The sequence below is a fragment of the Micromonospora auratinigra genome (assembly GCF_900089595.1).
Classification (GTDB): domain Bacteria; phylum Actinomycetota; class Actinomycetes; order Mycobacteriales; family Micromonosporaceae; genus Micromonospora; species Micromonospora auratinigra.
Map to the genome: position 1 here is coordinate 31,060 of NZ_LT594323.1, position 25,590 is coordinate 56,649.

Sequence of the window (25,590 nt, forward strand, 5' to 3'; positions counted from 1 at the left end):
CCCCTCCTAGAACGGGATGTCGTCGTCGGTGGTGCCGGAGCCCACCACCGCGAACGGGTCGGCGGCCTGGGTGATCGACCGGAGCGTCTCGGACGGCGCCCGGCCGGCCTCGGAGACCCGGGTGGCCCAGGCCGGGAAGGGGAACTCCAGGCAGAGCGGGACCGGGATGTCGGGCTGGTTGACGAACATGGTGCCGGGCTTGGCCAGCAGCGCCCGCTGCCGCTGGGCGGGCGGGAGGAAACCGTACTCCGGGCGGGACGCCTCGGCCGGGTCGAGCCGGCCGACCACCCGGATCGCCGAGTTGGTGACGATCCGCCGCTCCACCTCGCTCGCGGTCTGCTGCGCGCCGACCAGGATCACCCCGAGCGAGCGGCCCCGCTCGGCGATGTCGAGCAGCACCTCCTTGATCGGGGAGGAGCCCTCGCGCGGGGCGTACTTGTTCAGCTCGTCGAGCACGACGAAGAGCAGCGGCTTGGCGGTGCCGGCCTTCTCCTTGCGCTCGAACTCGCTCTTGAGCGTCACGCCGACCACGAAGCGCTGCGCCCGGTCCGGCAGGTTGTGCAGGTCGACCACGGTGACCTGGGCGCTCTCCGCGGTGTTGATCGAGTGCGGGCGGCGGGTGGCCAGGTCGCCCCGGATCAGCCGGCCCAGGTCCTTCTTGCTGCCGATCAGCCGGCGGGCGAACGCGTTGACCGTGCCCAGGCCGACCGCGCTGCCGGCCCAGTCGCCGCGGGTCTCGTCGTCGTTGAGCTGCTCCACGATGTGGTCGACCAGGTCGGCGTACGACCCCAGCCGGACGCCGTCGACGCTCACCCCGCCGTCGGCGGGCTGGGCGTACCGGGCCAGGTGGGCGGCGACCGAGTGGACCACCATCGTGTACTGCTGGCGTTCGTCGTCGGCGTCGGCGAAGACGTACGGCAGGAGCCGGTCGGCGCAGAACTCGCTCAGCGTCCAGTAGAAGCTGTCCACGCCGGTGAGCCGGCTGCTCACGTCGGGCGTACCGGAGGAGTCACCGACCCGGGGCGGAGCGTAGACCCGCACGTCGGGGAAGGCGCCCGCGTCCAGCCCGAGCTTCGCGTAGCCGGCCCGGGTGGGCTCGTCGAGCCGGGTGTTGGGGTGGTCGAGGAAGAGCAGGTCCTCGCCCTTGACGTTGAAGATCAGCGCCTTGGCGTTGACCGCGTCGCCGCCCAGCACCCCGGAGCGGAAGACCGAGTAGAGCAGGAAGGTGGCGAAGCTGGTCTTGGTGGCCACCCCGGAGATGCCGGAGATGGAGACGTGCGCGCCCCGGGTGCCGTCGAGGAAGTCGGCGTTGAGGTAGACCGGGACGCCGTCGCGACCCATGCCCATCGGGATGCGCCGCTCCATCCGGTCGAAGTGCAGCGCCCGGGCCCGGGCGTCGCCCTCGGCCCGGTGCACCACCGCGCCCGGGGTGGGCGGCACGTAGAACTCCGGGTCGACCCGGGTGGTGGTGACCTCGGCGGCCTCCTGCACCTGGGCCGGCAGGGTGCCGTCGGCGATGGCGAACACGTCCGAGTCGAACTGGGCGCCCTCGTGCCGGGCGCGCACCTGGGTGACCACCCCGGCGATGGTGACCGGCTCGCGGTCGGGCAGCTCGCGCCGGGTCACCACCACGTCGTCGAGCTGCAGGTAGCTGCCGGGGGAGACGGCGGTCCAGAAGGTGAGCGGGGTGGCGTCGGCGGTGCCCAGCACCCGGCCGACCCCGTCGCCGGAGCCCGCGCCGTCGAACGGGTCGTCGGTCATCGGGGGTCTCCGCTCGGCTGGTCGTCCGGTACGCGATGCACGACGTGCATCCTGCCCGAGGGATGCGACAGGTTGCCACGCGACGCGGCGGACGCCACCCCGTGAGCAGGCGCCGGTTTCACCAGGTGGTGAACGGAACACGAAAAGTAGCGAAAAAATCTTGCCGCCGGGTCGTGACAGACAAGGGATCGATGCGACAACAATGTGACACAGCGCATCGAGGATCTTTCCTCCGTCGATCCCGTGTGCTGCGTCACGCCCTGTCACCTGCGGGGACGTGCCGGTCCGCCGCCCATCGCCGGCGGATCACCCCCGTCGGTCGGTACCCCCCCGACCGGCAGTCCTAGTGAAGGTAGGAACTTCATGCGCCGTACCACTCTCCTCGGCGGGCTGGCGACGGCCGCGCTGCTGGCCGCCGCCGGCACGCTGCCGAGCACCGCCTCCGCCGCCCCGGTCTCCGGTGACGCGTTCACCCGCGCGGTCGCCCAGCTCCGGGCCCACTCCGGCAGCTCCCTGGTCGCCGACGGCTCGAACTTCACCCTGAAGAACGTGTCGACCGACGCCGACGGCACCGAGCACGTGCGCCTCAACCGCTACCAGGACGGCCTGCCGGTGCTCGGTGGCGACACCGTCGTGCACCTGGGCAAGGGCAACTCCTGGAAGGGCGCGAGCCAGAGCCTCGCCGCCGCCCCGACCCGCGGCGCCAAGGCCCGGGTCAGCGCCGCGGCCGCCGGTCGCGCCGCGCTCGCCGCCTCCACGGCCGCCACCCGGCGGGTCGACGGCAGCCAGCTGGTCTACGACGCCGCGGCCGCCGGCACCGCGCTGGCGTACGAGGTGGTCGTGGGCGGCGCGTACGCCGACGGCACCCCGAGCGAGCTGCACGTGCTGGTCGACGCCACCTCCGGCAGGGTCCGCGACTCGTGGGAGGGCGTGCAGCGCGACGGTACCGGCAACACCTTCCACTCCGGCTCGGTGACCGTGGGCAGCACCCTCTCCGGGAGCACCTACCAGCTCACCGACGGCAGCCGGGGCGGGCACAGGACGTACGACCTCAACGGTGGCACCAGCGGCACCGGCACCCTGGTCACCAACGCCGGCAACGTCTTCGGTGACGGCACCCTGAGCAACCGGCAGACCGCCGCGGCCGACGCCGCCTACGGCGCGCAGGAGACCTGGGACTACTACAAGGCCGTGCACGGCCGCAGCGGCATCCGCAACGACGGCGTCGGCGCGTACAGCCGGGTGCACTACAGCAGCAACTACGCCAACGCGTTCTGGAGCGACTCCTGCTTCTGCATGACCTACGGTGACGGCGGCTCCGGCTGGTACCCGCTGACCTCGCTGGACGTGGCCGGGCACGAGATGAGCCACGGCGTCACCAGCAACACCGCCGGGCTGCGCTACAGCGGTGAGTCGGGCGGTCTCAACGAGGCCACCAGCGACATCTTCGGCACCCTGGTCGAGTTCTACGCCAACAACGCCAAGGACCCGGGCGACTACCTGATCGGCGAGAAGCTGCGCACCAGCGGCGCCCCGCTGCGCTACATGGACAAGCCCTCCAAGGACGGCTCGTCCGCCGACTGCTACAGCAGCGGCGTCGGCCGGCTGGACGTGCACTACTCGTCCGGCGTGGCGAACCACTTCTTCTACCTGCTCGCGGTGGGCAGTGGCTCGTCGTCCTACGGCAACAGCCCGACCTGCAACGGCAGCACGGTGACCGGCATCGGCAACGCCAAGGCCGGCGCGATCTGGTACCGCGCGCTCACCACGTACATGACCTCGCGGACCAACTACTCCGCTGCCCGCACCGCCACCCTGTCGGCCGCCAAGGACCTGTACGGCGCCGGCAGCGCGGAGTACAACACCGTGGCCGCCGCCTGGTCGGCCGTCTCGGTCAACTGATCGAACCCCTCCCGTGACGGGGGCGGCGCCGGTGGCGCCGCCCCCGTTGCGCGTACCCCGGGGCCCGGGCTCAGCCCTCGGCCAGCACCGACCGCAGCCGGGTGGCGAACGCCGCCGGGTCCTCGACGAAGCCGATGTGCCCGCCGGGGAACATCGTCGGCTCGCCGCCGAGCGCCGCGGCGAGCGCTCGTGAGGTGCGGTCGCAGACCTGCCCGGTCGACTGCTCCCCGAGCCCGACGACGACCCGGGTCGGCCCGTCCCGCAGCACCGTGACGTCGGGGGTGAACCAGGTCGTCCCACGGATCATGTGCACGTACTGGAAGTGCTCGTCGGCGGCCGCCTGCGGTTCCGGCTCGCCGCCGAACATCCCCAGCACCACCGGCTCGGGCAGCTGGATGTTCGCGCTGGCCAGGAACTTGCGGCCGGCGGCGAGCCGGTCCCCGGCGAGGTAGCTGGCGAGCATGTCGTCCTGGTCGGCCGCGTGCCGCGCCCGGTCGTCGAGCAGCCCGAGCAGCGGCGGCTCGTGGGCGACGACGGTGTGCACCCGGTCGGGGTGGCGCTCGGCGAGGGCGAGCACGGTCACCGCGCCGCCGCTGGAGCCGAGCACGGCCGCCGGGCCGGCGTCGAGGTGCGCCAGCAGCCGGGCCACGTCGTCGGCGCGCAGCTCGGGCGTCGAGTCCTGGTGCGGGTCGTGCAGGACGCTGCGGCCGATCCCGCGCGGGTCGGTGGTCAGCACGGTGTGCCCGTCGGCCAGCAGGTCGGCCAGCGGCGCGAAGGCGCTGGCGTCCATCGGGGCGGCGACCAGGGCCACCACCGGCCCCCGCCCGCGTACCTCGTAGTAGAGCCGCCCGTCCGGCACCTCCAGGGCGCCGGTGCTGACGGGGGTGGTGGACGTACTGCTCATCGGGTCCTCCCGGGTGCGCTGACTGGGACGTACCCGGGGTGGACCGCCGGGCCGCCGCGGACTCATCGGCGCGCTCAGGCCGCGGGGGCGGCCCCGGCGGACGGCGCGGGGTCGTCGCCCCGGGCGTACCGGAGCATCAGCACCCCGTCCGCGGCGGCGAGCACGTGCCGCAGCGGCAGGTGGCGCGGGGCGCCGGGGTCCCCGGCGGTGATCCGGCCGGGGCCGGCGCCGGCGAGCAGCGGCGCGACGGTGAGACAGAGTTCGTCGACGAGGTCGGCGGCGGTCAGCGCGCCGAACAGGTGCGGCCCGCCCTCACAGAGCAGCTCGCCCAGCCCGCGGCGGCGCAGTTCGGCGAGGCCGGCGGCGAGGTCCACCCGCTCCTCGCCGCACCGGACCAGGTCGGCCACCTCGGTCAGGCCCGGCGGCGGGGTGGCCGCGGCCCGGGTGAGCACCAGCGGGCGCACCGGCGCGTCGGCGAAGCAGGCCTGACCCGGGTCCAGGTCCAGCGATCCGGAGACCACGACCAACCTCGGGTACGCGGCGAGGCCGTGCTCCCGCCGCCAGGCGCGGCGCGGCTCGCTGAGCCGGACCGCCCGGTAGCCCTCGTGGCGCAGCGTGCCGGCGGCCACCAGCAGGCCGTCGCAGAGCATCCGGAGCAGGCCGAAGACCCGCTTGTCCGGCTCGCCGGAGAGCCCCTCGGAGTAGCCGTCGAGGGTGACCGCGCCGTCGGCGCTGGACACGAAGTTCACCCGCAGCCGGGCTTGCTCGGCGCGCCCGTAGAGCGCGGTCAGCTCCGGGTCGGTCAGCGGACCCGTCGCCGGCGCCGGCCAGACCCGGGAGACCGCGATGCCGTCGGTCATTCGCCGGCCGGACCGGTGACCGGAGGGGTGGGTTCGGCGGTACGGTGCTGGCAGTCGCACCACTTCCGGCCCGGACAGTCGTCGTGCCGTCGCTCCCGGCACGCTCGGCAGATCATGTCGGCAGCCTATGCCGTGGGAGGCGGGGACAGCATGTCGCGTCAGGTCTTCCAACTGAAGGTGTCCCTCGTCGGGGTCCGCCCGCCGGTCTGGCGGCGGGTCCTGGTCCCCGGCGGATACACCCTGGACCGGCTGCACCGGGTGGTGCAGCACGCCATGGGTTGGCGGGACTGCCGGCTGCACGCGTTCGAGATCGAGGGCCGGCAGTACGGCGAGCCGGATCCGGACGGCGGGCTCGACATCCGCGACGAGCTGGACGTCCGGCTCGACGCGGTGGTGGGCAAGGGGAGCCGGCTGCGCTACACCTACGACTTCGGCGACTGGTGGGAGCACGACCTGGTGGTGGAGGACGTCTGCACCGCCGACCCGGACGAGCGCTACCCGGCGTGCCTCGACGGGGCGCGGGCCTGCCCGCCGGAGGGTGTCGGCGGCCCGACCGGCTACGCCGTCCTGCTCGCCACGCTCGCCGATCCGGAGCATCCCGAGCGTCGGGCGATGCGGGAGTGGGCGGGCGGCGGCTACGACCCGGCCCGCTTCGACGCCGCCCGGGCGACCACGCTGCTGCGTCGCTTCTGCTGATCGGCCCGCCGGACGGCGGGCCGGATCGAGGCGGTAACGATCTGGGAACGCTCCCATAGGCCTATTGACACCCCTGACACCTGCCGGCAATCTCATGGGAGCGCTCCCGCGAGTGGTGTGGATCTCAGTTCTGCCCGCTCACGGGTCGTCGTCGGCGTCCCCAGGGACCGGCGGCGAGCCGCGCGAGATCAGCACCCCCCACCACACAGATATCGCCTCACCACCGAAAGAGGGGTCTCGGATGAGCGTCCCAATCCGCCGCCGTCAGCTCGCGGCCATCGCGCTGGCGTCCGTCGCGGTGCTCGCCACCGCCACCGCCTGCGGCGACGACTCGTCGGACAGCAGCGGCAAGAGCGACGGCCCGGTGACCCTGGTCGTCGACGTCTTCGGCGACCAGGGCTTCGGCTACGACGAGCTCTACAAGCAGTACGAAGCGGAGCACCCGAACGTCAAGATCCAGGAGCGCGGCAAGGGCCTCGGCCTCGGTGACTACAACACCCGGCTGACCCAGCAGATCACCGCCGGCTCCGGCGCCGGCGACGTGGTGGCCCTGGAGGAGGGCACCATCGTCCAGTTCTACGCGCAGGCCGACAAGTTCGTGAACCTCGCCGACCAGGGGGCCAACGACCTCAAGGGCAACTTCCTGCCGTGGAAGTGGGAGCAGGGCACCACCCCCGACGGCAAGGTGCTCGGCCTCGGCACCGACGTCGGCTCGATGGCGCTGTGCTACCGCAGCGACCTGTTCAAGGCCGCCGGGCTGCCCACCGACCGCGAGCAGGTCGGCGCGCTCTGGCCCACCTGGGACCAGTTCATCGCCACCGGGCAGAAGTTCGCCGCCGCGGACAAGAAGCACAAGTTCGTCGACTCGGCGACCAACTTCTACAACGTGGTGCTCATGCAGACCGCGGGCGCCGGCACCGGCTACACCTACTACGACAAGAGCAACAAGCTGGTCATCGGCGAGAACCCGGACGTCAAGGCGTCCTACGACCTCACCACCAAGATGATCGCCGCCGGCCTGTCGAACAACCTCCAGTCGTTCTCCAACGAGTGGAACGCCGGTTTCAAGAACGGCACCTTCGCCACCATCGCCTGCCCTGCCTGGATGACCGGTGTCATCAAGGGCCAGGCCGGTGACGCGGCGGCCGGCAAGTGGGACATCGCCAAGGCCCCCGGCAACGGCGGCAACTGGGGCGGCTCCTTCCTCGCCGTGCCGAAGTCGAGCAAGCACGCCAAGGAGGCCGCCGAGCTGGTGAAGTTCCTGACCAGCGCGAAGGGTCAGATCGAGGCCTTCAAGAAGGTCGGCAACCTGCCGTCCTCGCCGCAGGCGCTCGCCGACCCGGCCGTGGCCGACTCGACCAACGACTACTTCAGCAAGGCCCCGGCCGGCAAGATCTTCGCCACCGGCGCCAGCGAGCTGAAGCCGGTCTACCTCGGCCCGAAGAACAACGCGGTCCGCACCGCCGTGGAGAACAGCCTCCGCGCGGTGGAGCAGGGCAAGCCCGCCGACGCGCAGTGGCAGGCGGCGCTGAAGAACGGTGAGGCCGCCGGTAAGTGACCCGGTAAGGCCGTCCGCGGGTGGCGTCGACTCCGGTAGTCGGCGCCACCTGCGGTGCCCACCCCCGGCGTCGCCCGTGTGGGCGGGCGGCGTCGGCCGAGGAGAAGGACTCTTCCCATGAGCCTCGACCTGCACGCCCCGGCGCCGCCCGGCCACTCCGGCGCCGGCCGCGCCGCGCACCGCCGCCGCCGGGCCTCGTTCACCCGGCTGGACCTGAAGTACTCGCCCTACCTGTACGTGCTGCCGTTCTTCCTGATCTTCGCGGTGTTCAGCGCGTACCCCATCGCGTACACCGTGTGGATCGCGCTGACCGACCGGTCGCCGCTGAACTCCACGATCTCCTTCGTCGGCCTGGACAACTTCGTCGAACTGATCACCGACGACCCGCAGTTCTGGAACGCGGTCGTGAACACGTTCGGCATGTTCGTGCTCTCCACCGTGCCCCAGCTGATGCTGGCCCTGGTGCTGGCCAACGCGCTGAACCGGAAGCTGCGCGCGCAGACCTTCTTCCGGATGGCCATCGCGATGCCGATCATCACCTCGACCGCGGTCGTCGCGCTGATCTTCTCGATGATCTACGCCAAGGACTTCGGCCTGGTCAACTGGGTGCTCGACAGCATCGGCGTGGACCCGATCGACTGGCGGGCCAACCGGTTCGCCTCCTGGTTCGCCATCTCCACCATGGTCGACTGGCGCTGGGTCGGCTACAACGCCCTGATCTACCTGGCCGCCATGCAGTCCATCAGCAAGGACATGTACGAGGCGGCCTCGCTGGACGGCGCCTCCCGCCGCCGCCAGTTCTGGTCGATCACCATCCCGCAGCTGCGCCCGACGATCATCTTCACGCTGATCATCTCCACCATCGGCGGGCTCCAGCTCTTCACCGAGCCGCTGCTGTTCACCAGCGGCTCCGGTGGCCTCTCCGGTGGTTCGGAGGGCCAGTTCCAGACCATCACGATGTACCTGCTCGACGTGATGAACCAGCGCTTCCGGTGGGGTTACGCCGGCGCGGTCGCGCTCGTGCTCTTCCTGCTCATCGCGCTGATGTCGACGATCAACTACCTGCTGGCCCGTCGTATCAGCTCCGACAAGTGAGGTGACGAGATGACGACCACCACACTCCGCCCACCCGTCCGGCCCGGCACCCCGGCCCGTACCGCCCACCGGGCCGAGCGCCTCTTCAAGGCCAGCCCGCTCACCTGGTTCGGCCTGGTCCTCGGGGTCATCCTGTCGCTCTTCCCGTTCTACTGGATGATCGTGATCGCCTCGCGGACCAACGACGCGGCCAACTCCTGGCCGCCGCCGTTCCTGCCCGGCGGCAAGCTCGGCGACAACATCCAGCGGGTGCTCGACAACGGCGACGCCAACATCGTCAAGGGCCTGCTCAACTCGTTCCTGGTCTCCGGGACGATCACCGTCGCCACGGTCTTCTTCGGCTCGCTGGCCGGCTTCGCCTTCGCCAAGCTGCGCTTCCGGGGCAAGAGCGCGCTGCTGCTGATCATCCTCGCCTCGATGATGGTGCCGATCCAGCTCGGCGTGCTGCCGCTGTACATCCTGATGGCGAAGCTCGACTGGCTGAACACCATGCCGTCGGTCACCGTGCCGTTCCTGATCGGCGGCTTCGGGATCTTCATGATGCGCCAGTACGCCGAACAGGCGGTCCCCAACGAGCTGATCGAGGCGGCCCGGGTCGACGGCTGCTCGACCTGGAAGGTGTACTGGCACGTGGTGCTGCCCGCGCTGCGTCCGGCCGCCGCCGTGCTCGGCCTGCTCACCTTCATGGAACAGTGGAACCAGTTCTTCTGGCCGTTCGTGGTGCTGGCCGACCCGGCCAACCCCACCGTGCAGATCTCGCTGCGTAGCCTGAACACGGCGTACTTCGCCGACAACTCGCAGATCTTCGCCGGTACGTTGATCGCCACCCTGCCCCTGTTCATCGTGTTCGTCCTGTTCGGCCGCCAGATCATCGGCGGAATCATGGAAGGCGCCGTCAAGTCGTGAGCAACCCAGCCAGCCCGCCCGCCGTCGGCGTCCTCGACCAGGGTCCGGCGATCACCTTCCCGCCCGGCTTCCTCTGGGGCGCGGCCACCGCCGCGTACCAGATCGAGGGCGCGGCGACCGAGGGCGGCCGTACCCCGTCGATCTGGGACACCTTCAGCCACACCGAGGGCAGGACGGTGGCCGGGCACACCGGGGACGTGGCCTGCGACCACTACCACCGGATGCCGTCGGACGTGCGGCTGATGGCCGAGCTGGGGCTCAAGTCGTACCGCTTCTCGGTGTCCTGGTCGCGGGTGCAGCCGGGCGGCACCGGGGCGGCCAACCCCGAGGGGCTGGACTTCTACCGGCGGCTCGTCGACGAGCTGCTGGCCAACGGCATCGAGCCGTGGCTCACCCTCTACCACTGGGACCTCCCGCAGCCGCTGGAGGACGCCGGTGGCTGGCCGGCCCGGGACACCGCCGCCCGGTTCGCCGACTACAGCCAGTTGGTCGCCGACGCCCTCGGCGACCGGGTGAAGTACTTCACCACCCTGAACGAGCCGTGGTGCTCGGCGTTCCTCGGCTACGGCTCCGGCGTGCACGCGCCGGGCCGCTCCGACGGGGCGGACGCGGTCCGGGCCGGGCACCACCTGATGCTCGGGCACGGGCTGGCGGTGCAGGCGCTGCGGGCGTCCCGGCCGCAGGCCCAGCTCGGCATCACGCTCAACCTCTACCCGGTCACCCCGGCCAGCGACGCGCCGGCGGACGTCGACGCCGCCCGGCGCATCGACGGCCTGGCCAACCGGTTCTTCCTCGACCCGGTGCTGCGCGGGTCGTACCCGGCCGACCTCCAGGCCGACCTGCGCAAGGTCACCGACTTCGGGCACGTGCGCGACGGCGACCTGGCGGTCGTCTCGACCCCGCTGGACGTGGTGGGCATCAACTACTACAGCCGGCACGTGGTGGCCGCGCCCGTCGAGGGGGCCGAGCCGGAGGCGTACTGGCGGGCGCCGTCGTGCTGGCCGGGCAGCGAGGACGTCCGGTTCGTCACCCGGGGCGTTCCGGTGACCGACATGGACTGGGAGATCGACGCGCCGGGCCTGGTGGAGACCCTGGAGCGGGTGCACCGCGACTACACCGACCTGCCGCTCTACATCACCGAGAACGGCTCCGCCTTCGTCGACGAGGTGGTCGACGGCCGGGTCGACGACCCGGACCGGCTGGCGTACTTCGACGCGCACCTGCGGGCCGCGCACGCCGCGATCAGCGCCGGGGTGCCCCTCAAGGGCTACTTCGCCTGGTCGCTGATGGACAACTTCGAGTGGGCCTGGGGCTATACGAAGCGGTTCGGCATGGTCCATGTCGACTACGACACCCAGGTCCGAATCCCCAAGTCCAGCGCACGCTGGTACGCCGAGGTGATCCGACGTAACGGCCTGGCCGCACAATAGGCTCTGGGCCAGCCAGTAACGGGCGGCCCGGCACCGACGCCTCAACAGGTGCCGGGTCCGCCCGACGTCGGAGGAGCACACCATGACAACGCAGCGCACGCGGTCGCTCGGGCGCCCGACCCTCGACGCGGTCGCCGCCCGCGCCGGCGTGGGGCGCGGCACGGTCTCCCGCGTGGTCAACGGCTCGCCGCAGGTCAGCCCCGAGGCCCGGGCTGCCGTCCAGCAGGCGATCGCCGAGCTGGGGTACGTCCCCAACCGCGCGGCCCGGGCCCTGGTCACCCAGCGGACCGACTCGGTGGCGCTGGTCGTCTCGGAGTCCGGGGAGCGGGTCTTCACCGAGCCGTTCTTCGCCGGCATCGTCCGTGGCGTCAGCTCCGGGCTGCTGGAGACCCCGATGCAGCTCTGGCTCGCCATGGTCCAGTCGCCGATCGAGCGGGAGCGGGTCGAGCACCACCTGACCAACCAGCACGTCGACGGGGTGCTGCTGCTCTCCCTGCACGACGCGGACCCGCTGCCCACCCTGCTGGAGGAGCGCGGCCTGCCCGCCGTGCTGGGTGGCCGGCCGGCCCGGATGCTGCACCCGGACGCGCAGCCCGCCTGGTTCGTCGACATGGACAACGTCGGCGGGGCCCGGCAGGCGGTGGCGCACCTGTTCGCCCGGGGGCGGCGGCGGATCGCCACCATCGCCGGCCCGCAGGACATGGGCGCCGGCCTGGCCCGGTTGTCCGGCTACAAGGAGGCCGTCCGGGCCGCCGGTGGCGAGGTCAACCCGGACCTGATCGCGTACGGCGACTTCAGCGAGGGCAGCGGCACCGCCTGCATGCGCCGGCTGCTGGAGGTCTGCCCGGACCTGGACGCGGTCTTCGCCGCCTCCGACCTGATGGCCTTCGGCGCGCTGCGTACGCTGCGTGACGCCGGTCGGCGGGTGCCGGAGGACGTGGCGGTGATCGGCTTCGACGACGCCCCGATCGCCCGGCAGGCCGAGCCGCCGCTGACCACGGTCTTCCAGCCGGTGGAGGAGATGGGCCGGCAGATGGCCCGGATGCTGGTCGCCCGCATCCGCGGCGAGGAGGTCCCCTCCCCGCACGTCCTCCTCGACACCAAACTCATCCACCGCGCCTCCGCCTGACCCCCCACCTCACCCCACCCCGAGACCGCGCTAATTCACGGAAATAGTGGTCTTCCCACCTCGGATAACCACTATTTCCGTGAATTAGTGGGCTCCGGCGGGCGGGCGGTGGGGGTGGGGCGGCGCGGGGGTCAGGACCAGCGGCGGAGTTCGCGCTTGGCCAGCGACGCCTTGTGCACCTCGTCGGGGCCGTCGGCGAGGCGCAGGGTGCGGGTCTGGGCCCAGAGGGCGGCCAGCGGGGTGTCCTGGCTGACGCCGGCCCCGCCGTACGCCTGGATGGCCTTGTCGATCACCCACTCGGCCATCGCCGGGGTGCCGATCTTGATGGCCTGGATCTCGGTGTGCGCGCCCTTGTTGCCGACGGTGTCCATCAGCCAGGCGGTCTTGAGCACCAGCAGCCGGGCCTGCTCGATGCGCACCCGGGACTCCGCGATCCACTCCCGGACCACGCCCTGTTCGGCCAGCGGCCGGCCGAACGCGACCCGCTCCAGGGCCCGCTTGCAGAGCAGTTCCAGGGCCCGCTCGGCCATCCCGATCAGCCGCATGCAGTGGTGGATCCGCCCCGGGCCGAGCCGGGCCTGGGCGATGGCGAAGCCGGTGCCCTCGGCGCCGACCAGGTTCTCCGCCGGCACCCGGACGTCGGTGAAGTCGATCTCGGCGTGGCCGCCGTGCGGGGCGTCGCTGTAGCCGAAGACCGTCATGCCCCGCCGGACCGTGACGCCCGGGGTGTCCCGGGGGACCAGGATCATGCTCTGCTGGCGGTGCCGGTCGGCGTCCGGGTCGGTCTTGCCCATCACGATGAAGATCTCGCAGCGCGGGTCCATCGCCCCCGAGGACCACCACTTGCGGCCGTTGACCACGTACGAGTCGCCGTCGCGGGTGATCCGGGTGGCGATGTTGGTGGCGTCGGAGGAGGCCACCGCCGGCTCGGTCATGCAGAAGGCGGAGCGGATCTCCCCCTCCAGCAGCGGCTTGAGCCAGCGGTCCCGCTGCGCCTCGGAGCCGAACTCGGCGAGCAGTTCCATGTTGCCGGTGTCCGGGGCGGCGCAGTTGACCGCCTCCGGGGCCAGCCAGGGGGAGCGCCCGGTCAGCTCGGCCAGTGGCGCGTACTGGAGGTTGGTCAGGCCGGCGCCGTAGCGGGGATCGGGCAGGAACAGGTTCCACAGGCCCCGGGCCCGGGCCTCGGCCTTCAGCTCGTCCATCACCGGCGGCCGGGCCCACGGGTCACCGGCCGCGAGGACCTGCTCGTGGTGCACCGGCTCGGCCGGGTACACGCACTCGGTGAGGAACGCCTCCAGCCGCTCGAGCAGCTCGACCGTCCGGGCGTCGTACGCGAAGTCCATCACTTCTCCCTGACCGCGTGCAGACCGTGCTCGACCAGCGGCGCGACCATCTCGCCGATCCGGTCGAAGCCCCCGCCGAGCGTCTGCCCGAGGGTGTGCCGGTAGTGGATTCCCTCGCAGATCACCGCGAGCTTGAAGCAGCCGAGCGCCACGTGCCAGTGCAGCGGCCCGACGTCGACGTCGCTGCGGCCGGCGTACCTGTCGATCAGTTCGGCGCCGCTGGGGAAACCGGCCCGCGGGCCGATGCCGTCGGCCACCGGGTTGCCCTCGGCCAGCTCGCTGTCGCCCAGCACGCTCCAGTACGTCAGCAGCAGCCCCAGGTCGGCCAGGGGGTCGCCGAGGGTGGCCATCTCCCAGTCCAGCACCGCGCGTACGGCCACCGGGTCGACCACCGCGAGCAGGTTGTCCAGCCGGTAGTCGCCGTGCACGATCCGCCCGGCGTTCGCGCCCTCCGGCACGCTGCCGGCCAGGGCGTCGCGCAGCTCGTCGATGCCGGGCAGCGGGCGGCTGCGGGACCGGTCGAGCTGGCCGGCCCAGCGGCGGACCTGCCGGGCCAGGTAGCCCTCCGGGCGGCCGAAGTCGGCCAGCCCCACCGAGGCCGGCTCGACCCGGTGCAGCGCGGCGAGCGTGTCCATCATCGCCAGGGCCAGCTCGCGCCGCTGGGCGGCGGTGAGCGGGTCGGTCTGTGCCCGGCTCCGGTAGACCTCGCCGTCGACCTTCTCCATCAGGTAGAACGGCGCGCCGAGCACGCTCTCGTCGACGCAGAGCAGCAACGCCGCCGGCACCGGCACGTCGGTGGGGGCGAGCGCGGAGATCACCCGGTGTTCCCGGGCCATGTCGTGCGCGGTGGCCAGCACGTGCCCGAGCGGCGGGCGGCGCAGCACCACCTCCCGCTCACCGCTGCGCAGCAGGTACGTCAGGTTGGACTTGCCGCCGGCGATCAGCCGCGCGGACAGCGGCCCGGCGGCCAGCTCGGGCCGGTGCGCGGCCAGGTAGGGGCCGAGGCGGTCCAGGTCGAGCCCGCGGGGGGCCGGGCCGGTCGGGGGCGGTGCCGCGTCGACGGCCGGATCGCTCATCCGGTTAGTTGATGGCAGCTCAGCTTTCTTGTCAAGGTCAGATGTTCCGGCCGGGACATGCAGCCGCAACAGCCGCGAAATGGTCAACCGGCAGGCTGGGGACCAGCCTGCCGGCCGTCACGGCCGGCCCGCCGAGCGGAGGGACAGACATGCTGCTGAGAGTTCGGGTGACCCTGCCGGACCGTCCCGGCACCCTCGGCCAGGTGGCCCGCACACTCGGTGTCTCCGGCGCCGACATCGTCCAGGTGGTCGTGCTGGAGCGGCTCGGCGGCCGGGCGGTGGACGACTTCACCGTGGTGTGGCCGGGCGCGGCGCGGGTGGAACGCCTGCTCGCCGGCCTGGCCGCGATCCCCGGTGTCCGGGTGGACGGGGTGTGGCGGGCGATCGGCGCGCCGACCACCACCGGGCAGGACGCGGAGCTGCTGGCCCAGGTCGCGGCGAACCCGACCGACGGGGTCGCCACGCTGGTCGACGCGGTGCCGGGGCTGCTCGCCGCGGACTGGGCGGTGGCCGCGGTCGTACCGCTGGACTGGGCGTCGCGGGGCGCGGGCGGGGCGACGATCGGGCACGCGAGCTGGCGGGCCCCGCAGCCGTCCCGGTTGCCCGAGGTGACCCCGCTGCGGGCCCGGGCGATGACCGGGCCGGACGGGCACCACTACGCGGTCGCGCCGTTCGGCCGGGCCGGTCTGGTGCTGGTGGTGGCGCGGGACCACACCGAGCCGCTCGCCCCCGCCGCCTTCCACTCCACCGAGGTGGACCGGCTGGCGCAGCTGGTCAGGGCCAGCGCGGTGATCCTCGGTGACCGGCTGGACCTGGTCGGCACCCCACCGGTGACCACCATCACCTGACCTGTCCCGCGGTGTCACCCGCGGGCAACGGCCCCGCAACAGGGGGCCGGCAGGGTGGTCGGCGGGGAAGGGAGCGAACCATGACGCTGTGGCGGATCCGAGCGACCGTGGACGACCGGCCGGGCTACCTGTCGGTCCTCACGGCGAGCCTCGCGTTGCGCGGGGTCAACATCCTCACCGTGCAGGTGCACACCACGGAGGTGGGGGCCGTCGACGACTTCCTCGTCGACGCGCCGGACCGGCTCACCGAGGCGGACCTGCGGGCGGCCGTCGAGCGGGGGCGGGGCCGGGACTGCTGGGTGGCGCGCAGCGAGGCGCGCGGGCTGGCCGACCAGCCCACCCGGGTGCTCGGCCTGGCCAACCGGCTGGTCCGGGAGCCGGACCGGGCGGGGGAGGCGCTACGGACCCTGCTCGGCGCCGACGAGGTCACCTGGCGGCCGGCGTCGGCCGGGCGGCCCGGCGGGGTGGGGGAGCGGACGATGCTGCTGGCCGACCCGGCCGGCGGCACGTACGAGCTGCGCCGTCGGGAGCCGAGCTTCACCCCCGCCGAGTACGCCCGGGCGCAGGCGCTGGTCGAGCTGGCCGCCACGGCCGCCCGCCGGGACGCCGACCGGGTCACCCTGGTGCTGTCCGACTCGGCCGAGGTACGACTGCGTCCGGCCACCGCCGACGACCTGGCCGGCGTGGTGGAGCTGCACGACGCCTGCTCGGCCCGGAGTCGGCAGCGGCGGTACCTCAGCGGCGCGGCCCGGCCGGCGCCGGCCCGGCTGCGCCGGTTGCTGGAGCCGGCCCGGGGGATCACCCTGCTGGCCACGGCCGGTCCCGGCGGGGAGGCGGAACCGGTCGTGGCGATGGCCAACCTGCTGGGTGAGGGCGACGAGGCGGAGGCGGCGCTGCTGGTCCGCGACGACTGGCAGCGGCGGGGCCTGGGCACGGCCCTGCTGCGGCGGCTGCTCGGGCACGCCGAGCGGGCCGGCTACGCCGCCGTGCTGCTGCACGTGCAGGCGGAGAACACCCCGATGCTGCGCGCCGTACGCCGGCTCGACCGGCCCACCTCGGTGGAGCGCGACGGCGGCGTGCTCACCGTGACGGTGCCGCTGGCCGTCCGCGCCGTACCGCTGCCCCGGCAGGCCGACGTGCCCGCCCACTGACCGTCGAGGGTCGCTCCGCCGCCCCACGTCGACGTGCCTCAACGGCGCGGCACGCCGACGCCGACCGGCCGGCGACCCGTACCGGCACCGGCCGCAACCCGGTGCCACCCTGGCCGACCTCCGATGCGGGGGACGGTGACACGGCAGGGGCCCCCGATGCGGGGGCCCCTGCCCGTGCCGGCCTCAGGTCGTCGGGTAGCTGCTGTAGTCGGGGAAGTTGCCGTAGAGCCGGCCGTCGCCGCCGACCGTGACGGCCTGCACCAGCAGGTCACCGCCGACGAACGCGCCCTTCCAGGAGGCGCCCCGGCCGCCGAAGGGCTCGTCCCGGTCGCCCCGGGAGCGTGGCTTGTTGATGCCCACCTTGAACGCCTGCAGGTCCACCGCCAGCTTGCCGGCCAGCTCCTCGTCGTCGCAGGCCAGCGAGGCGACCAGCGCGCCGTTGGAGGCGTTCATCGCGGCCAGCAGCTCGTCGGTGGTGTCCACCACCACGATGGTGTCGACCGGGCCGAACGGCTCGGCGTGCATCAGCCGGGACCGGCCGGGCGGGGCGAGCAGCACCGCGGGCGCCACGTACGCGGAGGTGTCCTGCCCGTCGAGGAAGGGCGCGCCGTCGAGCTTGCCCCGGTGCAGCGGCACCGCGCCGCCCCGGACCGCCTCCTCGACCTTGCGCCGCAGCTCGTCGGCCTTGGCGCCACTGATCAGCGGGCCGAAGTCCAGCTCCGGCAGCGGATCGCCGGCCTGCCAGCTCTCGTCGACGGCGAGCGGGTGTCCGAAGCGGACCGACCGGACGACCGGCAGGTACATGTCGAGGAACTCGTCGACCAGGTCCCGCTGGACCACGAACCGGGGGTACGCGGTGCAGCGCTGCTTGCCGTACTCGAAGCCCTTCTTCAGGTGCGCGGCGAGCAGGTCCCACTGGGAGAAGTCCCAGATGCCCCAGGCGTTGAGGCCCTCCTGCTCGATGAAGTGCCGCTTGTCGGAGTCGAGCAGCGCGGCGGCCACCTTGCCGCCGTTGGACCGGCCGCCGACGAACGCCACCGCGCCGATCTCGGGGGCGCGGACCAGCACCTCGGAGAGCTCCTCGCCGCCGCCGGAGACCAGGGTGGCGGGCAGGCCGGCGCGGCGCATCAGCGCGTGCGCGACGGTGAGGCAGACCGCGCCGCCCTGCGACGGGGTCTTGGCGATGACCGCGTTGCCGGCGAGCAGCTGCACCAGCTCGGCGTGCACCAGCACGCTCATCGGGTAGTTCCAGGAGGCGATGTTGCTGACCGGGCCGGGCAGCGGCTCACGGCCGTCGGCGAGCATCCGGTCGATCTCCTGCACGTACCAGCGCACGCCGTCCAGGGCCCGGTCGACGTCGGCGCAGGCCAGCCGCCACGGCTTGCCGATCTCCCAGACCAGCAGCATGGCGAGCAGGTCGCGGTGGGCGGTGAGCGCGTCGAGCGCGTCGGTGACCCGGGCCTTGCGCTCGGCGAGCGGGGTGGTCGCCCACTCGCGGTGCGCGGCGGCGGAGTGCGCCACCGCCGCCCGGGCCGTGTCGGCGTCGAGGCGAGCCAGGTTGACCAGCACGGTGTTGTCCACCGGGGTGCGTACTCCGGCGGGCGCGCCGACCGCGCGCCACTCGCCCTGCACCAGGTTGTGCAGGGTGGCGGCGCCGTCGGGTGCGGTGCCGAAGGCCTCCGGCGCGGCGGCGACCGCGCGGGCGAGCGTGTCCGACCAGGAGGTGCCGTCGGCGAGTCTGAGAGCCATCGCGATCTCCTCAGGTTGTCCGGGGGAGCGGCGGCGTCGATGGCACCGCTGGTGAGCCGTACTGTCGCGCGCCGTCGATCGCGCGGGCAACCGTACGCTTGTATGCCGGGACGCCAGGTCCGTGTTCCGGACCCGACCACCGCCCGGCGCGGCCCGTCGCCACCGCTCCGAACTGGGCGTACGTCAAGAGCGCATCGAGTTTGGTCAATGATGTGATCCAGCTCCGGGCGTCGTCGACCGGGTTACCCGTCAGTACGGACGGCGGGCCCCATCGGTTCGAACGTCCACGGGCGACCGGGGCCGCAACGACGAACCGGCCGCCGGACGCGAGGTCCGACGGCCGGTTCCCGGCTGGAGGTCAGCTGGTGAAGCGGATCTTGTCCCGGCGGCGCCGCAGCACCGTCAGCAGGACGCCACCGCCGATCAGGGCGAGGCCGGTCAGCGCGGTGCTGGTCGCGGCCACGCCGGTCAGCGGCAGGCCGCCCTCGGTGCCGGTGCCGCCACCGTTGCCGCCACCCGCCGGGCCCGACGGCGTCGCGGACGGGGTGCCCGGCTCGTTCGGGTCCGACCGGGTCGGGGTCGGCGACGGCGACCCGCTCGGCGAACCGGACGGGTTCGGCGTCGGAGAGCTGGTCGACGCGCACGGCTGGAGCCAGAACACCTTGTGCTTGGCCTTGCCCTTGCCGTCGGTCAGGTCGACGGTGAGCTTGACGTGGTAGCCCTGCTTGTCGTGGGCCATGACGCCGGCCAGGGCCAGGTCGTTGGCCGAGAGCTTGAGGACCGCGTCGTGGTCGTTCTGCGCGCCGCTGGCCGGGTCGTCGCTGATCACGTAGTTGTCGAAGAACTTGACGACCTGGAACTTGCCCGACGGGGGCTGGGCGGCGAGGGTGATGTCGGCCGTGTCGCCCTGGTCGAAGTTGAAGAACTCGATCTCGAACTGGCACCCCACGTGCGGCTGGTTGTCGACCCGGTCCTCGAACGGCGCGCCGTCGATCTTCACGGTGCCGTTGTCGCCCGGCGGGTTGTGCGGGTTGCCGGTGGCCCAGGCCGGGGCGGCCAGCCCGAGAAGGGCCGTGGCCGTCGCTGCGGTGAGGGCGGCGCGGGCGACGTGCCGACGCTGTGGCATGAGGAATCCTCCGGGAATGGGCGAGGGGACGGCACATGATCGCACGCACGAACCCGACCGGCGACATCGGACGATCGTCCTGAGCTGCGACGACGTCCCGTACCGAATCGCGATCGGGGCACGATCCGAGTCGGTTTCACGGCGTGTCGACGTAACGGAAATGCGCGCTCCGGCGCGGGGGTCGGCCCGTCGGGCGAACCGCCGACTCTTCCCAAACCTGTGAACCCGAGATTACATTGTCGACTATCCATGGGAGCGCTCCCGCGCCTCCGAGGGTCACCCCACCACCACCCGTCGCCGGCAGCCCCGACCCCCGGCCCGTCCCCGTCGGTCGGGGCTGCCGGGCGACGCCACCTCGCCAGGAGTTCGCCATGTCCCACCCCGTCCCGCGGCCACCCGGCCGGTCCCGGCTGCGCCGGCTGCTCGCCGCCGGCACCGCCCTCGCGGCCGGCCTGGTCACCGCCGTCGCCGCCCCCCAGGCCGCCGCGCCCGCCAGCGCCGCGCCTGCCTTCAACCACGGCGCGGTCGCCGCCGGCACCGGCGCGCGGACCGCGAGTCCGGCCGCCGCGCCCGCCTTCAACTATTCGGAGGCGTTGCAGAAGTCGCTGTTCTTCTACGAGGCACAGCAGTCCGGGAAGAAGCCGTCCTGGAACCGGGTCTCCTGGCGCGGTGACTCCGCGCTCACCGACGGCGCCGACGTCGGCGTCGACCTCACCGGCGGCTGGTACGACGCGGGCGACCACGTGAAGTTCGGCTTCCCGATGGCGTTCAGCACCACCATGCTGGCCTGGGGCGCGGTCGAGTACCGCGACGGCTACGTGGCCTCCGGCCAGCTGCCGTACCTGCTGAACAACCTGCGCTGGGTCAACGACTACTTCGTCAAGGCGCACCCCGCGCCGAACGTCCTCTACGGACAGGTCGGCAAGGGCGACGACGACCACAAGTGGTGGGGGCCGGCCGAGGTGCTGCCGATGGCGCGGCCCGCGTACAAGATCGATGCGAGCTGTGGCGGCGCGGACCTGGCCGGGGAGACGGCGGCCGCGATGGCCGCCTCCTCGCTGGTGTTCCGGCCCACCGACGCCGCCTACGCCGACAAGCTGCTCACCCACGCGAAGCAGCTCTACACCTTCGCCGACACGGTGCGGAAGAGCTACCACGAGTGCATCACCGACGCCACCAGCTTCTACCGGTCCTGGAGCGGCTACCAGGACGAGCTGGTCTGGGGTGCGATCTGGCTCTACCGGGCCACCGGGGACGCGACCTACCTGGCCAAGGCGGAGAGCGAGTACGACAAGCTCGGCAACGAGAACCAGACCACCACCAAGTCGTACAAGTGGACCATCGCCTGGGACAACAAGCAGTTCGGCGCGTACGTGCTGCTGGCCAACCTGACCGGCAAGCAGAAGTACGTCGACGACGCCAACCGCTGGCTCGACTGGTGGACCGTCGGGGTGAACGGGTCGAAGGTGGCCTACTCGCCCGGCGGGGAGGCCGTGCTGGACTCCTGGGGCTCGCTGCGCTACGCCGCCAACACCGCCTTCGCGGCGCTCGTCTACAGCGACAGGACCACCGACGCCACCCGCAAGGCCCGCTACCACGACTTCGCCGTCCGGCAGATCAACTACGCGCTCGGCGACAACCCGCGCAACTCCAGCTACATGATCGGGTTCGGCGCGAACCCGCCGAAGAACCCGCACCACCGGACCGCGCACGGCTCCTGGTGGGACAGCCAGACCGTGCCCACCGAGACCCGGCACGTGCTCTACGGCGCGCTGGTCGGCGGGCCGTCCTCGGCCAACGACGCGTACACCGACAGCCGGTCGGACTACGTGATGAACGAGGTGGCCACCGACTACAACGCCGGCTTCACCTCCGCCCTGGCCCGGCTCTCCCAGGAGTACGGCGGCACCCCGCTGGCCAACTTCCCGGTCGCCGAGCAGCCGGACCTGGACGAGCTGACCGTGGAGACCACGGTGATGCAGGCGGAGACCCGGGCCACCGGCCTCAAGGCGATCATCTACAACAAGTCGGCCTTCCCGGCGCGGGCGCTGACCACCGGGAAGTTCCGGTACTACTTCCGGCCCGACGGCACCGGCCCGGTCACCGTCACCCCCGGCTACACCCAGGGTTGCCCGTCGCCGTCGACCGCCAAGCAGTACAGCGCCGACATCTGGTACGTCGAGGTCGACTGCACCGGGTACACCATCGCCCCGGCCGGACAGTCGCAGCACCGGATGGAGGTCCAGTTCAAGATCGGCGTACCGGAGGGCGGCACCTGGGACCCGACGAACGACCCGTCGTACCAGGCCACCGCCGGGCCGAACCGGAAGGTGCCGCTCTACTCCGGCGGCGTGCGGGTCTGGGGCGAGGAGCCCGGGCCGGCCACTCCGGACACCACCGCGCCGAGCGCCCCCGGCACCCCGGTCGCCTCCGCCGTCACCGCCACCGGGCTGACCCTCACCTGGCCCGCCGCCACCGACACCGGTGGCAGTGGACTCGCCGGCTACGACATCACCCAGGCGCAGGTCGGCAGCGACGCCCTGGTGCTGCTGAGGTCGACGACGAACACGCTCGCCGTCACCGGGCTGCTGCCCGAACGGACGTACCAGTTCAGCGTGGTCGCCCGCGACGGGGCCGGGAACCGCTCGGCGGCCTCGCCGACGGTCAGCGTCACCACCCCGGCCGCGCCCGCCGCGGACACCACCCCGCCGACCGCTCCCGGCACCCCCACCGCCTCGGCGGTCGGCCCCACCGGGCTCACCCTCACCTGGGGGCCGGCCACCGACAACGTCGGCGTCACCGGCTACCGGGTGTACCGGGGCGGAACGGTGCTGGTCGGGTCGAGCACCGGCACCACGCTGGCGGTCACCGGTCTCACCGCCGCCACCGCGTACACCTTCACCGTGGTCGCGGTGGACGCGGCGGGGAACGTCTCGGCGGCCTCCGCCCCGGTCACCGTCACCACCGCGAACCCGCCGACCGGCGGCGGCTGCGCCGTCGGGTACGTCACCAGCAGTTGGGACACCGGCTTCACCGCGAACATCACGATCACCAACACCGGCACGACGACCCTCACCAGCTGGAGTCTCGGCTTCACCTTCCCCAGCACCGGGCAGAAGGTGGGCCAGGGCTGGTCGGCCAACTTCACCCAGACCGGCACGGCGGTGACCGCCACGAACGTCTCCTACAACGGGACGCTCGCGCCGGGGGCGTCGACCAGCTTCGGCTTCAACGGCACCCACACCGGCACCAACCCGAAGCCGGCCGCCTTCACCCTCAACGGGGTCGCCTGCACCGTCTCCTGACGGCCGGCGCTCGGCGGGCACGGCCGGTCACCGCGTCCGGTGACCGGCCGTACCGCCGTGTGTTTTCGCTGCTCCGGGCCCGTTCTGGTGATCCCTCGGGACACAAGATTGTTTCCGGAACTTTTCCGGAAAGTATTGTCCCGGCCGGAACCCCGATGGCAGCATTCATGACGGTAAATTTCCGAGAAGGACGTCCAGTCGTCCCGCCAAGACAGCTCGGACGCCGGCCAGCAAGGAGGCCAAGGTGGCCATACGCCCCCCCGTCGCGCGCGGCGGGAACCCACGGCACCGCAAGCCCATCGTCAGAGCGCTGCTCGCCGGCGCGGTCAGTGTCGTCACGGTGGCCGCGGCCGCCGTCATGATGCCGTCGGCGGAAGCCGCGGCCAGCACGCTCGGCGCGGCGGCCGCGCAGTCGGGCCGGTACTTCGGCACCGCGATCGCGGCGGGTCGGCTCGGTGATTCGACGTACACCACGATCGCCGGGCGCGAGTTCACCATGGTGACGGCCGAGAACGAGATGAAGCCGGACGCCACCGAGCCCCAGCAGAACGTCTTCAACTTCTCCGCCGGCGACCAGATCTACAACTGGGCCACCGGCCGGGGCATGAAGGTCCGGGGTCACACCCTGGCCTGGCACGGCCAGCAGCCCGGCTGGATGCAGAACCTCTCCGGCAGCGCGCTGCGCAGCGCCATGATCAACCACATCAACGGGGTGATGGGTCACTACAAGGGCAAGTTGGCCGCGTGGGACGTGGTGAACGAGGCGTTCAACGAGGACGGCAGCCGTCGGCAGTCGAACCTGCAGGCGACGGGGAACGACTGGATCGAGGTGGCGTTCCGGACGGCTCGTACCGCGGATCCGTCGGTGAAGCTCTGCTACAACGACTACAACATCGAGAACTGGTCGTACGGCAAGACGCAGGGTGTCTACCGGATGATCCAGGACTTCAAGTCCCGGGGTGTGCCGATCGACTGTGTGGGGTTGCAGACGCACTTCACCGGCGGCAGTTCGCTGCCGGGCAACTTCCAGACCACGCTGTCGAGCTTCGCGGCGTTGGGCGTGGACGTGGCGTTGACCGAGGTGGACGTGACCAACGCCTCGACCAGCCAGTACGCGGGGCTGACGCAGGCGTGTGTGAACGTGCCGCGGTGCATCGGCATCACGGTGTGGGGGGTGCGCGACAGTGACTCGTGGCGCTCCAGCGAGAGCCCGCTGCTCTTCGACGGTGGCGGCAACAAGAAGGCCGCGTACACCTCGGTCCTCAACGCCCTCAACGCCGCCGGCCCCACGTCGACCCCCACCCCGAACCCGACCTCGACGCCGGGCGGCGGCACCGGACGGATCGTCGGGGTGCAGTCGGGCCGCTGCATCGACGTGCCGAACAGCACCCAGACCAACGGCACCCGGGTGCAGCTCTACGACTGCAACGGCCAGCCGAACCAGCAGTGGACCTACACCGCGAGCAAGCAGCTGATGGTCTACGGCAGCAAGTGCCTCGACGCGAACGCGAAGGGCACCGCCAACGGCACCGCGATCATCATCTGGGACTGCAACGGCCAGCCGAACCAGCAGTGGAACCTCAACTCCAACGGCACCATCAGCGGCGTGCAGTCCGGCCGGTGCCTGGACGTCTGGGGCACCGGCAACGGTCAGCAGATCCAGCTGTACGACTGCCACGGGCAGGCCAACCAGCAGTGGCGCACCGACTTCGGCGGCACCACCACGCCGCCCCCGACCACGCCGCCGCCGACGACCCCGCCGCCGGGTGGCTGCGCGCTGCCGTCGACCTACCGCTGGTCGTCGACCGGTGCGCTGGCGAACCCGGCGAACGGCTGGGTCTCGCTCAAGGACTTCACCAACGTGGTCTACAACGGCAAGCACCTGGTCTACGGCTCGAACGTCAACAGCAGCGGCTCGTACGGCTCGATGAACTTCAGCCTGTTCAGCAACTGGTCCGACATGGCCTCGGCCGGCCAGACCGGGATGAGCCAGGGCACCGTGGCGCCCACCCTGCTGTACTTCGCCCCGAAGAACATCTGGGTGCTCGCGTACCAGTGGGGGCCGACCTCGTTCAGCTACAAGACGTCGAGCGACCCGACCAACGCCAACGGCTGGTCGGCGGCACAGACGCTCTCCACCGCCAGCCTCCCCGACGCCCCGTACGGCGTGATCGACCAGACCCTGATCGGCGACGACCAGAACATGTACCTCTTCTTCGCCGGGGACAACGGCAAGATCTACCGGTCGAGCATGCCGCTCGGCAACTTCCCGGGCAGCTTCGGCTCGACCTACACGACGGTCATGAGCGACTCGACCAACAACCTGTTCGAGGCGGTCGAGGTCTACAAGGTCCAGGGCCAGAACCAGTACCTGATGATCGTCGAGGCGATCGGCAGCCAGGGGCGCTACTTCCGCTCCTTCACCGCCACCAGCCTCAACGGTACGTGGACCCCGCAGGCCGCCAGCGAGAGCAACCCGTTCGCCGGCAAGGCCAACAGCGGCGCCACCTGGACCAACGACATCAGCCACGGTGACCTGGTCCGCACCAACCCCGACCAGACCAAGACCGTCGACGCGTGCAACCTGCAGTTCCTCTACCAGGGCAAGAACCCGAGCGCGGGCGGCGACTACAACCTGCTGCCGTGGCGGCCGGGCGTGCTGACCCTGCAGCGCTAGGTCCGTACCGGCCGCTGGCCAACCGGGCGTGTCCGGCACCTCCTCGGTGCCGGACACGCCCCTCGGTGGGTCAC

18 protein-coding genes are annotated in these 25,590 nt (G+C 72.1%); 11 read left to right on the forward strand and 7 right to left on the reverse strand.

All coding sequences use genetic code 11. The features are described from left to right. Positions 1-6 precede the first annotated feature (6 nt). Positions 7-1,761 carry an ATP-binding protein gene (locus GA0070611_RS00160; protein WP_091655739.1) on the reverse strand — a complete coding sequence of 585 codons (1,755 nt, stop codon included), beginning with the start codon at positions 1,759-1,761 and terminating at the stop codon, positions 7-9. 363 nt (positions 1,762-2,124) lie between these two features. Between GA0070611_RS00160 and GA0070611_RS32110 the strand changes: the two genes are divergently transcribed. Then, the gene (locus GA0070611_RS32110; protein WP_091655740.1) at positions 2,125-3,663 is read left to right on the forward strand and encodes a M4 family metallopeptidase; all 1,539 of its coding nucleotides are present in this window, start codon (positions 2,125-2,127) and stop codon (positions 3,661-3,663) included. Between the two features lie 70 nt (positions 3,664-3,733). Here the strand turns inward: GA0070611_RS32110 and GA0070611_RS00170 are convergent, their stop codons facing one another. Together GA0070611_RS00170 and GA0070611_RS00175 are read right to left on the reverse strand one after the other, a co-directional pair. After that, entirely contained in the window at positions 3,734-4,567 is an 834-nt protein-coding gene (locus tag GA0070611_RS00170) for an alpha/beta fold hydrolase (protein ID WP_091655741.1), read from the reverse strand. A 74-nt stretch (positions 4,568-4,641) separates the two neighbouring features. After that, positions 4,642-5,427 carry a pyrimidine reductase family protein gene (locus GA0070611_RS00175; protein ID WP_091655742.1) on the reverse strand — a complete coding sequence of 262 codons (786 nt, stop codon included), beginning with the start codon at positions 5,425-5,427 and terminating at the stop codon, positions 4,642-4,644. Between the two features lie 150 nt (positions 5,428-5,577). Between GA0070611_RS00175 and GA0070611_RS00180 the strand changes: the two genes are divergently transcribed. The 6 genes from GA0070611_RS00180 (at position 5,578) to GA0070611_RS00205 (ending at position 12,241) form a co-directional block, all read left to right on the forward strand. Next, positions 5,578-6,123, forward strand: a complete 546-nt coding sequence (locus tag GA0070611_RS00180; RefSeq protein ID WP_091655743.1) for a plasmid pRiA4b ORF-3 family protein — start codon at positions 5,578-5,580, stop codon at positions 6,121-6,123. Positions 6,124-6,364: 241 nt separating this feature from the next. After that, positions 6,365-7,681: an ABC transporter substrate-binding protein gene (locus tag GA0070611_RS00185; RefSeq protein ID WP_091655744.1), complete on the forward strand. Its 1,317-nt coding sequence runs from the start codon at positions 6,365-6,367 to the stop codon at positions 7,679-7,681. A 117-nt stretch (positions 7,682-7,798) separates the two neighbouring features. Further along, positions 7,799-8,776: a carbohydrate ABC transporter permease gene (locus GA0070611_RS00190; protein WP_091655745.1), complete on the forward strand. Its 978-nt coding sequence runs from the start codon at positions 7,799-7,801 to the stop codon at positions 8,774-8,776. Between the two features lie 9 nt (positions 8,777-8,785). Then, positions 8,786-9,682: a carbohydrate ABC transporter permease gene (locus GA0070611_RS00195; protein WP_091655746.1), complete on the forward strand. Its 897-nt coding sequence runs from the start codon at positions 8,786-8,788 to the stop codon at positions 9,680-9,682. Then, positions 9,679-11,112, forward strand: a complete 1,434-nt coding sequence (locus GA0070611_RS00200; RefSeq protein WP_091655747.1) for a GH1 family beta-glucosidase — start codon at positions 9,679-9,681, stop codon at positions 11,110-11,112. Before GA0070611_RS00195 ends, GA0070611_RS00200 begins: the two co-directional genes overlap by 4 nt. Before the next feature lie 82 nt (positions 11,113-11,194). Beyond that, entirely contained in the window at positions 11,195-12,241 is a 1,047-nt protein-coding gene (locus GA0070611_RS00205) for a LacI family DNA-binding transcriptional regulator (protein ID WP_091655748.1), read from the forward strand. Between the two features lie 131 nt (positions 12,242-12,372). On the opposite strand, the gene GA0070611_RS00210 is transcribed toward GA0070611_RS00205, so the two are convergent. Both GA0070611_RS00210 and GA0070611_RS00215 read right to left on the reverse strand, forming a co-directional pair. Next, the gene (locus tag GA0070611_RS00210; protein WP_091655749.1) at positions 12,373-13,584 is read right to left on the reverse strand and encodes an acyl-CoA dehydrogenase family protein; all 1,212 of its coding nucleotides are present in this window, start codon (positions 13,582-13,584) and stop codon (positions 12,373-12,375) included. Next, complete coding sequence (locus GA0070611_RS00215) at positions 13,584-14,660, reverse strand: phosphotransferase family protein (RefSeq protein ID WP_091655750.1); 1,077 nt, start codon at positions 14,658-14,660, stop codon at positions 13,584-13,586. Before GA0070611_RS00215 ends, GA0070611_RS00210 begins: the two co-directional genes overlap by 1 nt. Before the next feature lie 149 nt (positions 14,661-14,809). On the opposite strand from GA0070611_RS00215, the gene GA0070611_RS00220 reads away from it, so the two are divergent. After that, positions 14,810-15,508 (forward strand): ACT domain-containing protein, encoded by a 699-nt coding sequence (locus GA0070611_RS00220; protein ID WP_091655751.1) that lies wholly within the window; start codon positions 14,810-14,812, stop codon positions 15,506-15,508. Positions 15,509-15,588: 80 nt separating this feature from the next. After that, positions 15,589-16,659 (forward strand): GNAT family N-acetyltransferase, encoded by a 1,071-nt coding sequence (locus tag GA0070611_RS00225; RefSeq protein WP_091655752.1) that lies wholly within the window; start codon positions 15,589-15,591, stop codon positions 16,657-16,659. Positions 16,660-16,842: 183 nt separating this feature from the next. Here GA0070611_RS00225 and GA0070611_RS00230 read toward each other — a convergent pair whose 3' ends face one another. Then, positions 16,843-18,408, reverse strand: coding sequence for an aldehyde dehydrogenase family protein (locus GA0070611_RS00230; RefSeq protein ID WP_091655753.1), 1,566 nt, complete (start codon positions 18,406-18,408; stop codon positions 16,843-16,845). A gap of 358 nt (positions 18,409-18,766) precedes the next feature. Beyond that, positions 18,767-19,534: an LPXTG cell wall anchor domain-containing protein gene (locus GA0070611_RS00235; RefSeq protein WP_091655754.1), complete on the reverse strand. Its 768-nt coding sequence runs from the start codon at positions 19,532-19,534 to the stop codon at positions 18,767-18,769. Positions 19,535-19,905: 371 nt separating this feature from the next. Between GA0070611_RS00235 and GA0070611_RS00240 the strand changes: the two genes are divergently transcribed. Together GA0070611_RS00240 and GA0070611_RS00245 are read left to right on the forward strand one after the other, a co-directional pair. Beyond that, positions 19,906-22,839, forward strand: a complete 2,934-nt coding sequence (locus tag GA0070611_RS00240; RefSeq protein ID WP_091655755.1) for a glycoside hydrolase family 9 protein — start codon at positions 19,906-19,908, stop codon at positions 22,837-22,839. 244 nt (positions 22,840-23,083) lie between these two features. Then, positions 23,084-25,516, forward strand: a complete 2,433-nt coding sequence (locus GA0070611_RS00245) for a non-reducing end alpha-L-arabinofuranosidase family hydrolase (RefSeq protein ID WP_091655756.1) — start codon at positions 23,084-23,086, stop codon at positions 25,514-25,516. Positions 25,517-25,590: the final 74 nt, after the last annotated feature.

Bases quoted from the DNA above. Each gene is read 5' to 3' on its own strand.
- GA0070611_RS00160 (WP_091655739.1), bottom strand. From the start codon at position 1,761: ATGACCGACGACCCGTTCGACGGCGCGGGCTCCGGCGACGGGGTCGGC.
- GA0070611_RS00210 (WP_091655749.1), bottom strand. From the start codon at position 13,584: ATGGACTTCGCGTACGACGCCCGGACGGTCGAGCTGCTCGAGCGGCTG.
- GA0070611_RS00215 (WP_091655750.1), bottom strand. From the start codon at position 14,660: ATGAGCGATCCGGCCGTCGACGCGGCACCGCCCCCGACCGGCCCGGCC.
- GA0070611_RS00190 (WP_091655745.1), top strand. From the start codon at position 7,799: ATGAGCCTCGACCTGCACGCCCCGGCGCCGCCCGGCCACTCCGGCGCC.
- GA0070611_RS00235 (WP_091655754.1), bottom strand. From the start codon at position 19,534: ATGCCACAGCGTCGGCACGTCGCCCGCGCCGCCCTCACCGCAGCGACG.
- GA0070611_RS00205 (WP_091655748.1), top strand. From the start codon at position 11,195: ATGACAACGCAGCGCACGCGGTCGCTCGGGCGCCCGACCCTCGACGCG.
- GA0070611_RS32110 (WP_091655740.1), top strand. From the start codon at position 2,125: ATGCGCCGTACCACTCTCCTCGGCGGGCTGGCGACGGCCGCGCTGCTG.
- GA0070611_RS00180 (WP_091655743.1), top strand. From the start codon at position 5,578: ATGTCGCGTCAGGTCTTCCAACTGAAGGTGTCCCTCGTCGGGGTCCGC.
- GA0070611_RS00240 (WP_091655755.1), top strand. From the start codon at position 19,906: ATGTCCCACCCCGTCCCGCGGCCACCCGGCCGGTCCCGGCTGCGCCGG.
- GA0070611_RS00170 (WP_091655741.1), bottom strand. From the start codon at position 4,567: ATGAGCAGTACGTCCACCACCCCCGTCAGCACCGGCGCCCTGGAGGTG.
- GA0070611_RS00195 (WP_091655746.1), top strand. From the start codon at position 8,786: ATGACGACCACCACACTCCGCCCACCCGTCCGGCCCGGCACCCCGGCC.
- GA0070611_RS00225 (WP_091655752.1), top strand. From the start codon at position 15,589: ATGACGCTGTGGCGGATCCGAGCGACCGTGGACGACCGGCCGGGCTAC.
- GA0070611_RS00185 (WP_091655744.1), top strand. From the start codon at position 6,365: ATGAGCGTCCCAATCCGCCGCCGTCAGCTCGCGGCCATCGCGCTGGCG.
- GA0070611_RS00230 (WP_091655753.1), bottom strand. From the start codon at position 18,408: ATGGCTCTCAGACTCGCCGACGGCACCTCCTGGTCGGACACGCTCGCC.
- GA0070611_RS00220 (WP_091655751.1), top strand. From the start codon at position 14,810: ATGCTGCTGAGAGTTCGGGTGACCCTGCCGGACCGTCCCGGCACCCTC.
- GA0070611_RS00175 (WP_091655742.1), bottom strand. From the start codon at position 5,427: ATGACCGACGGCATCGCGGTCTCCCGGGTCTGGCCGGCGCCGGCGACG.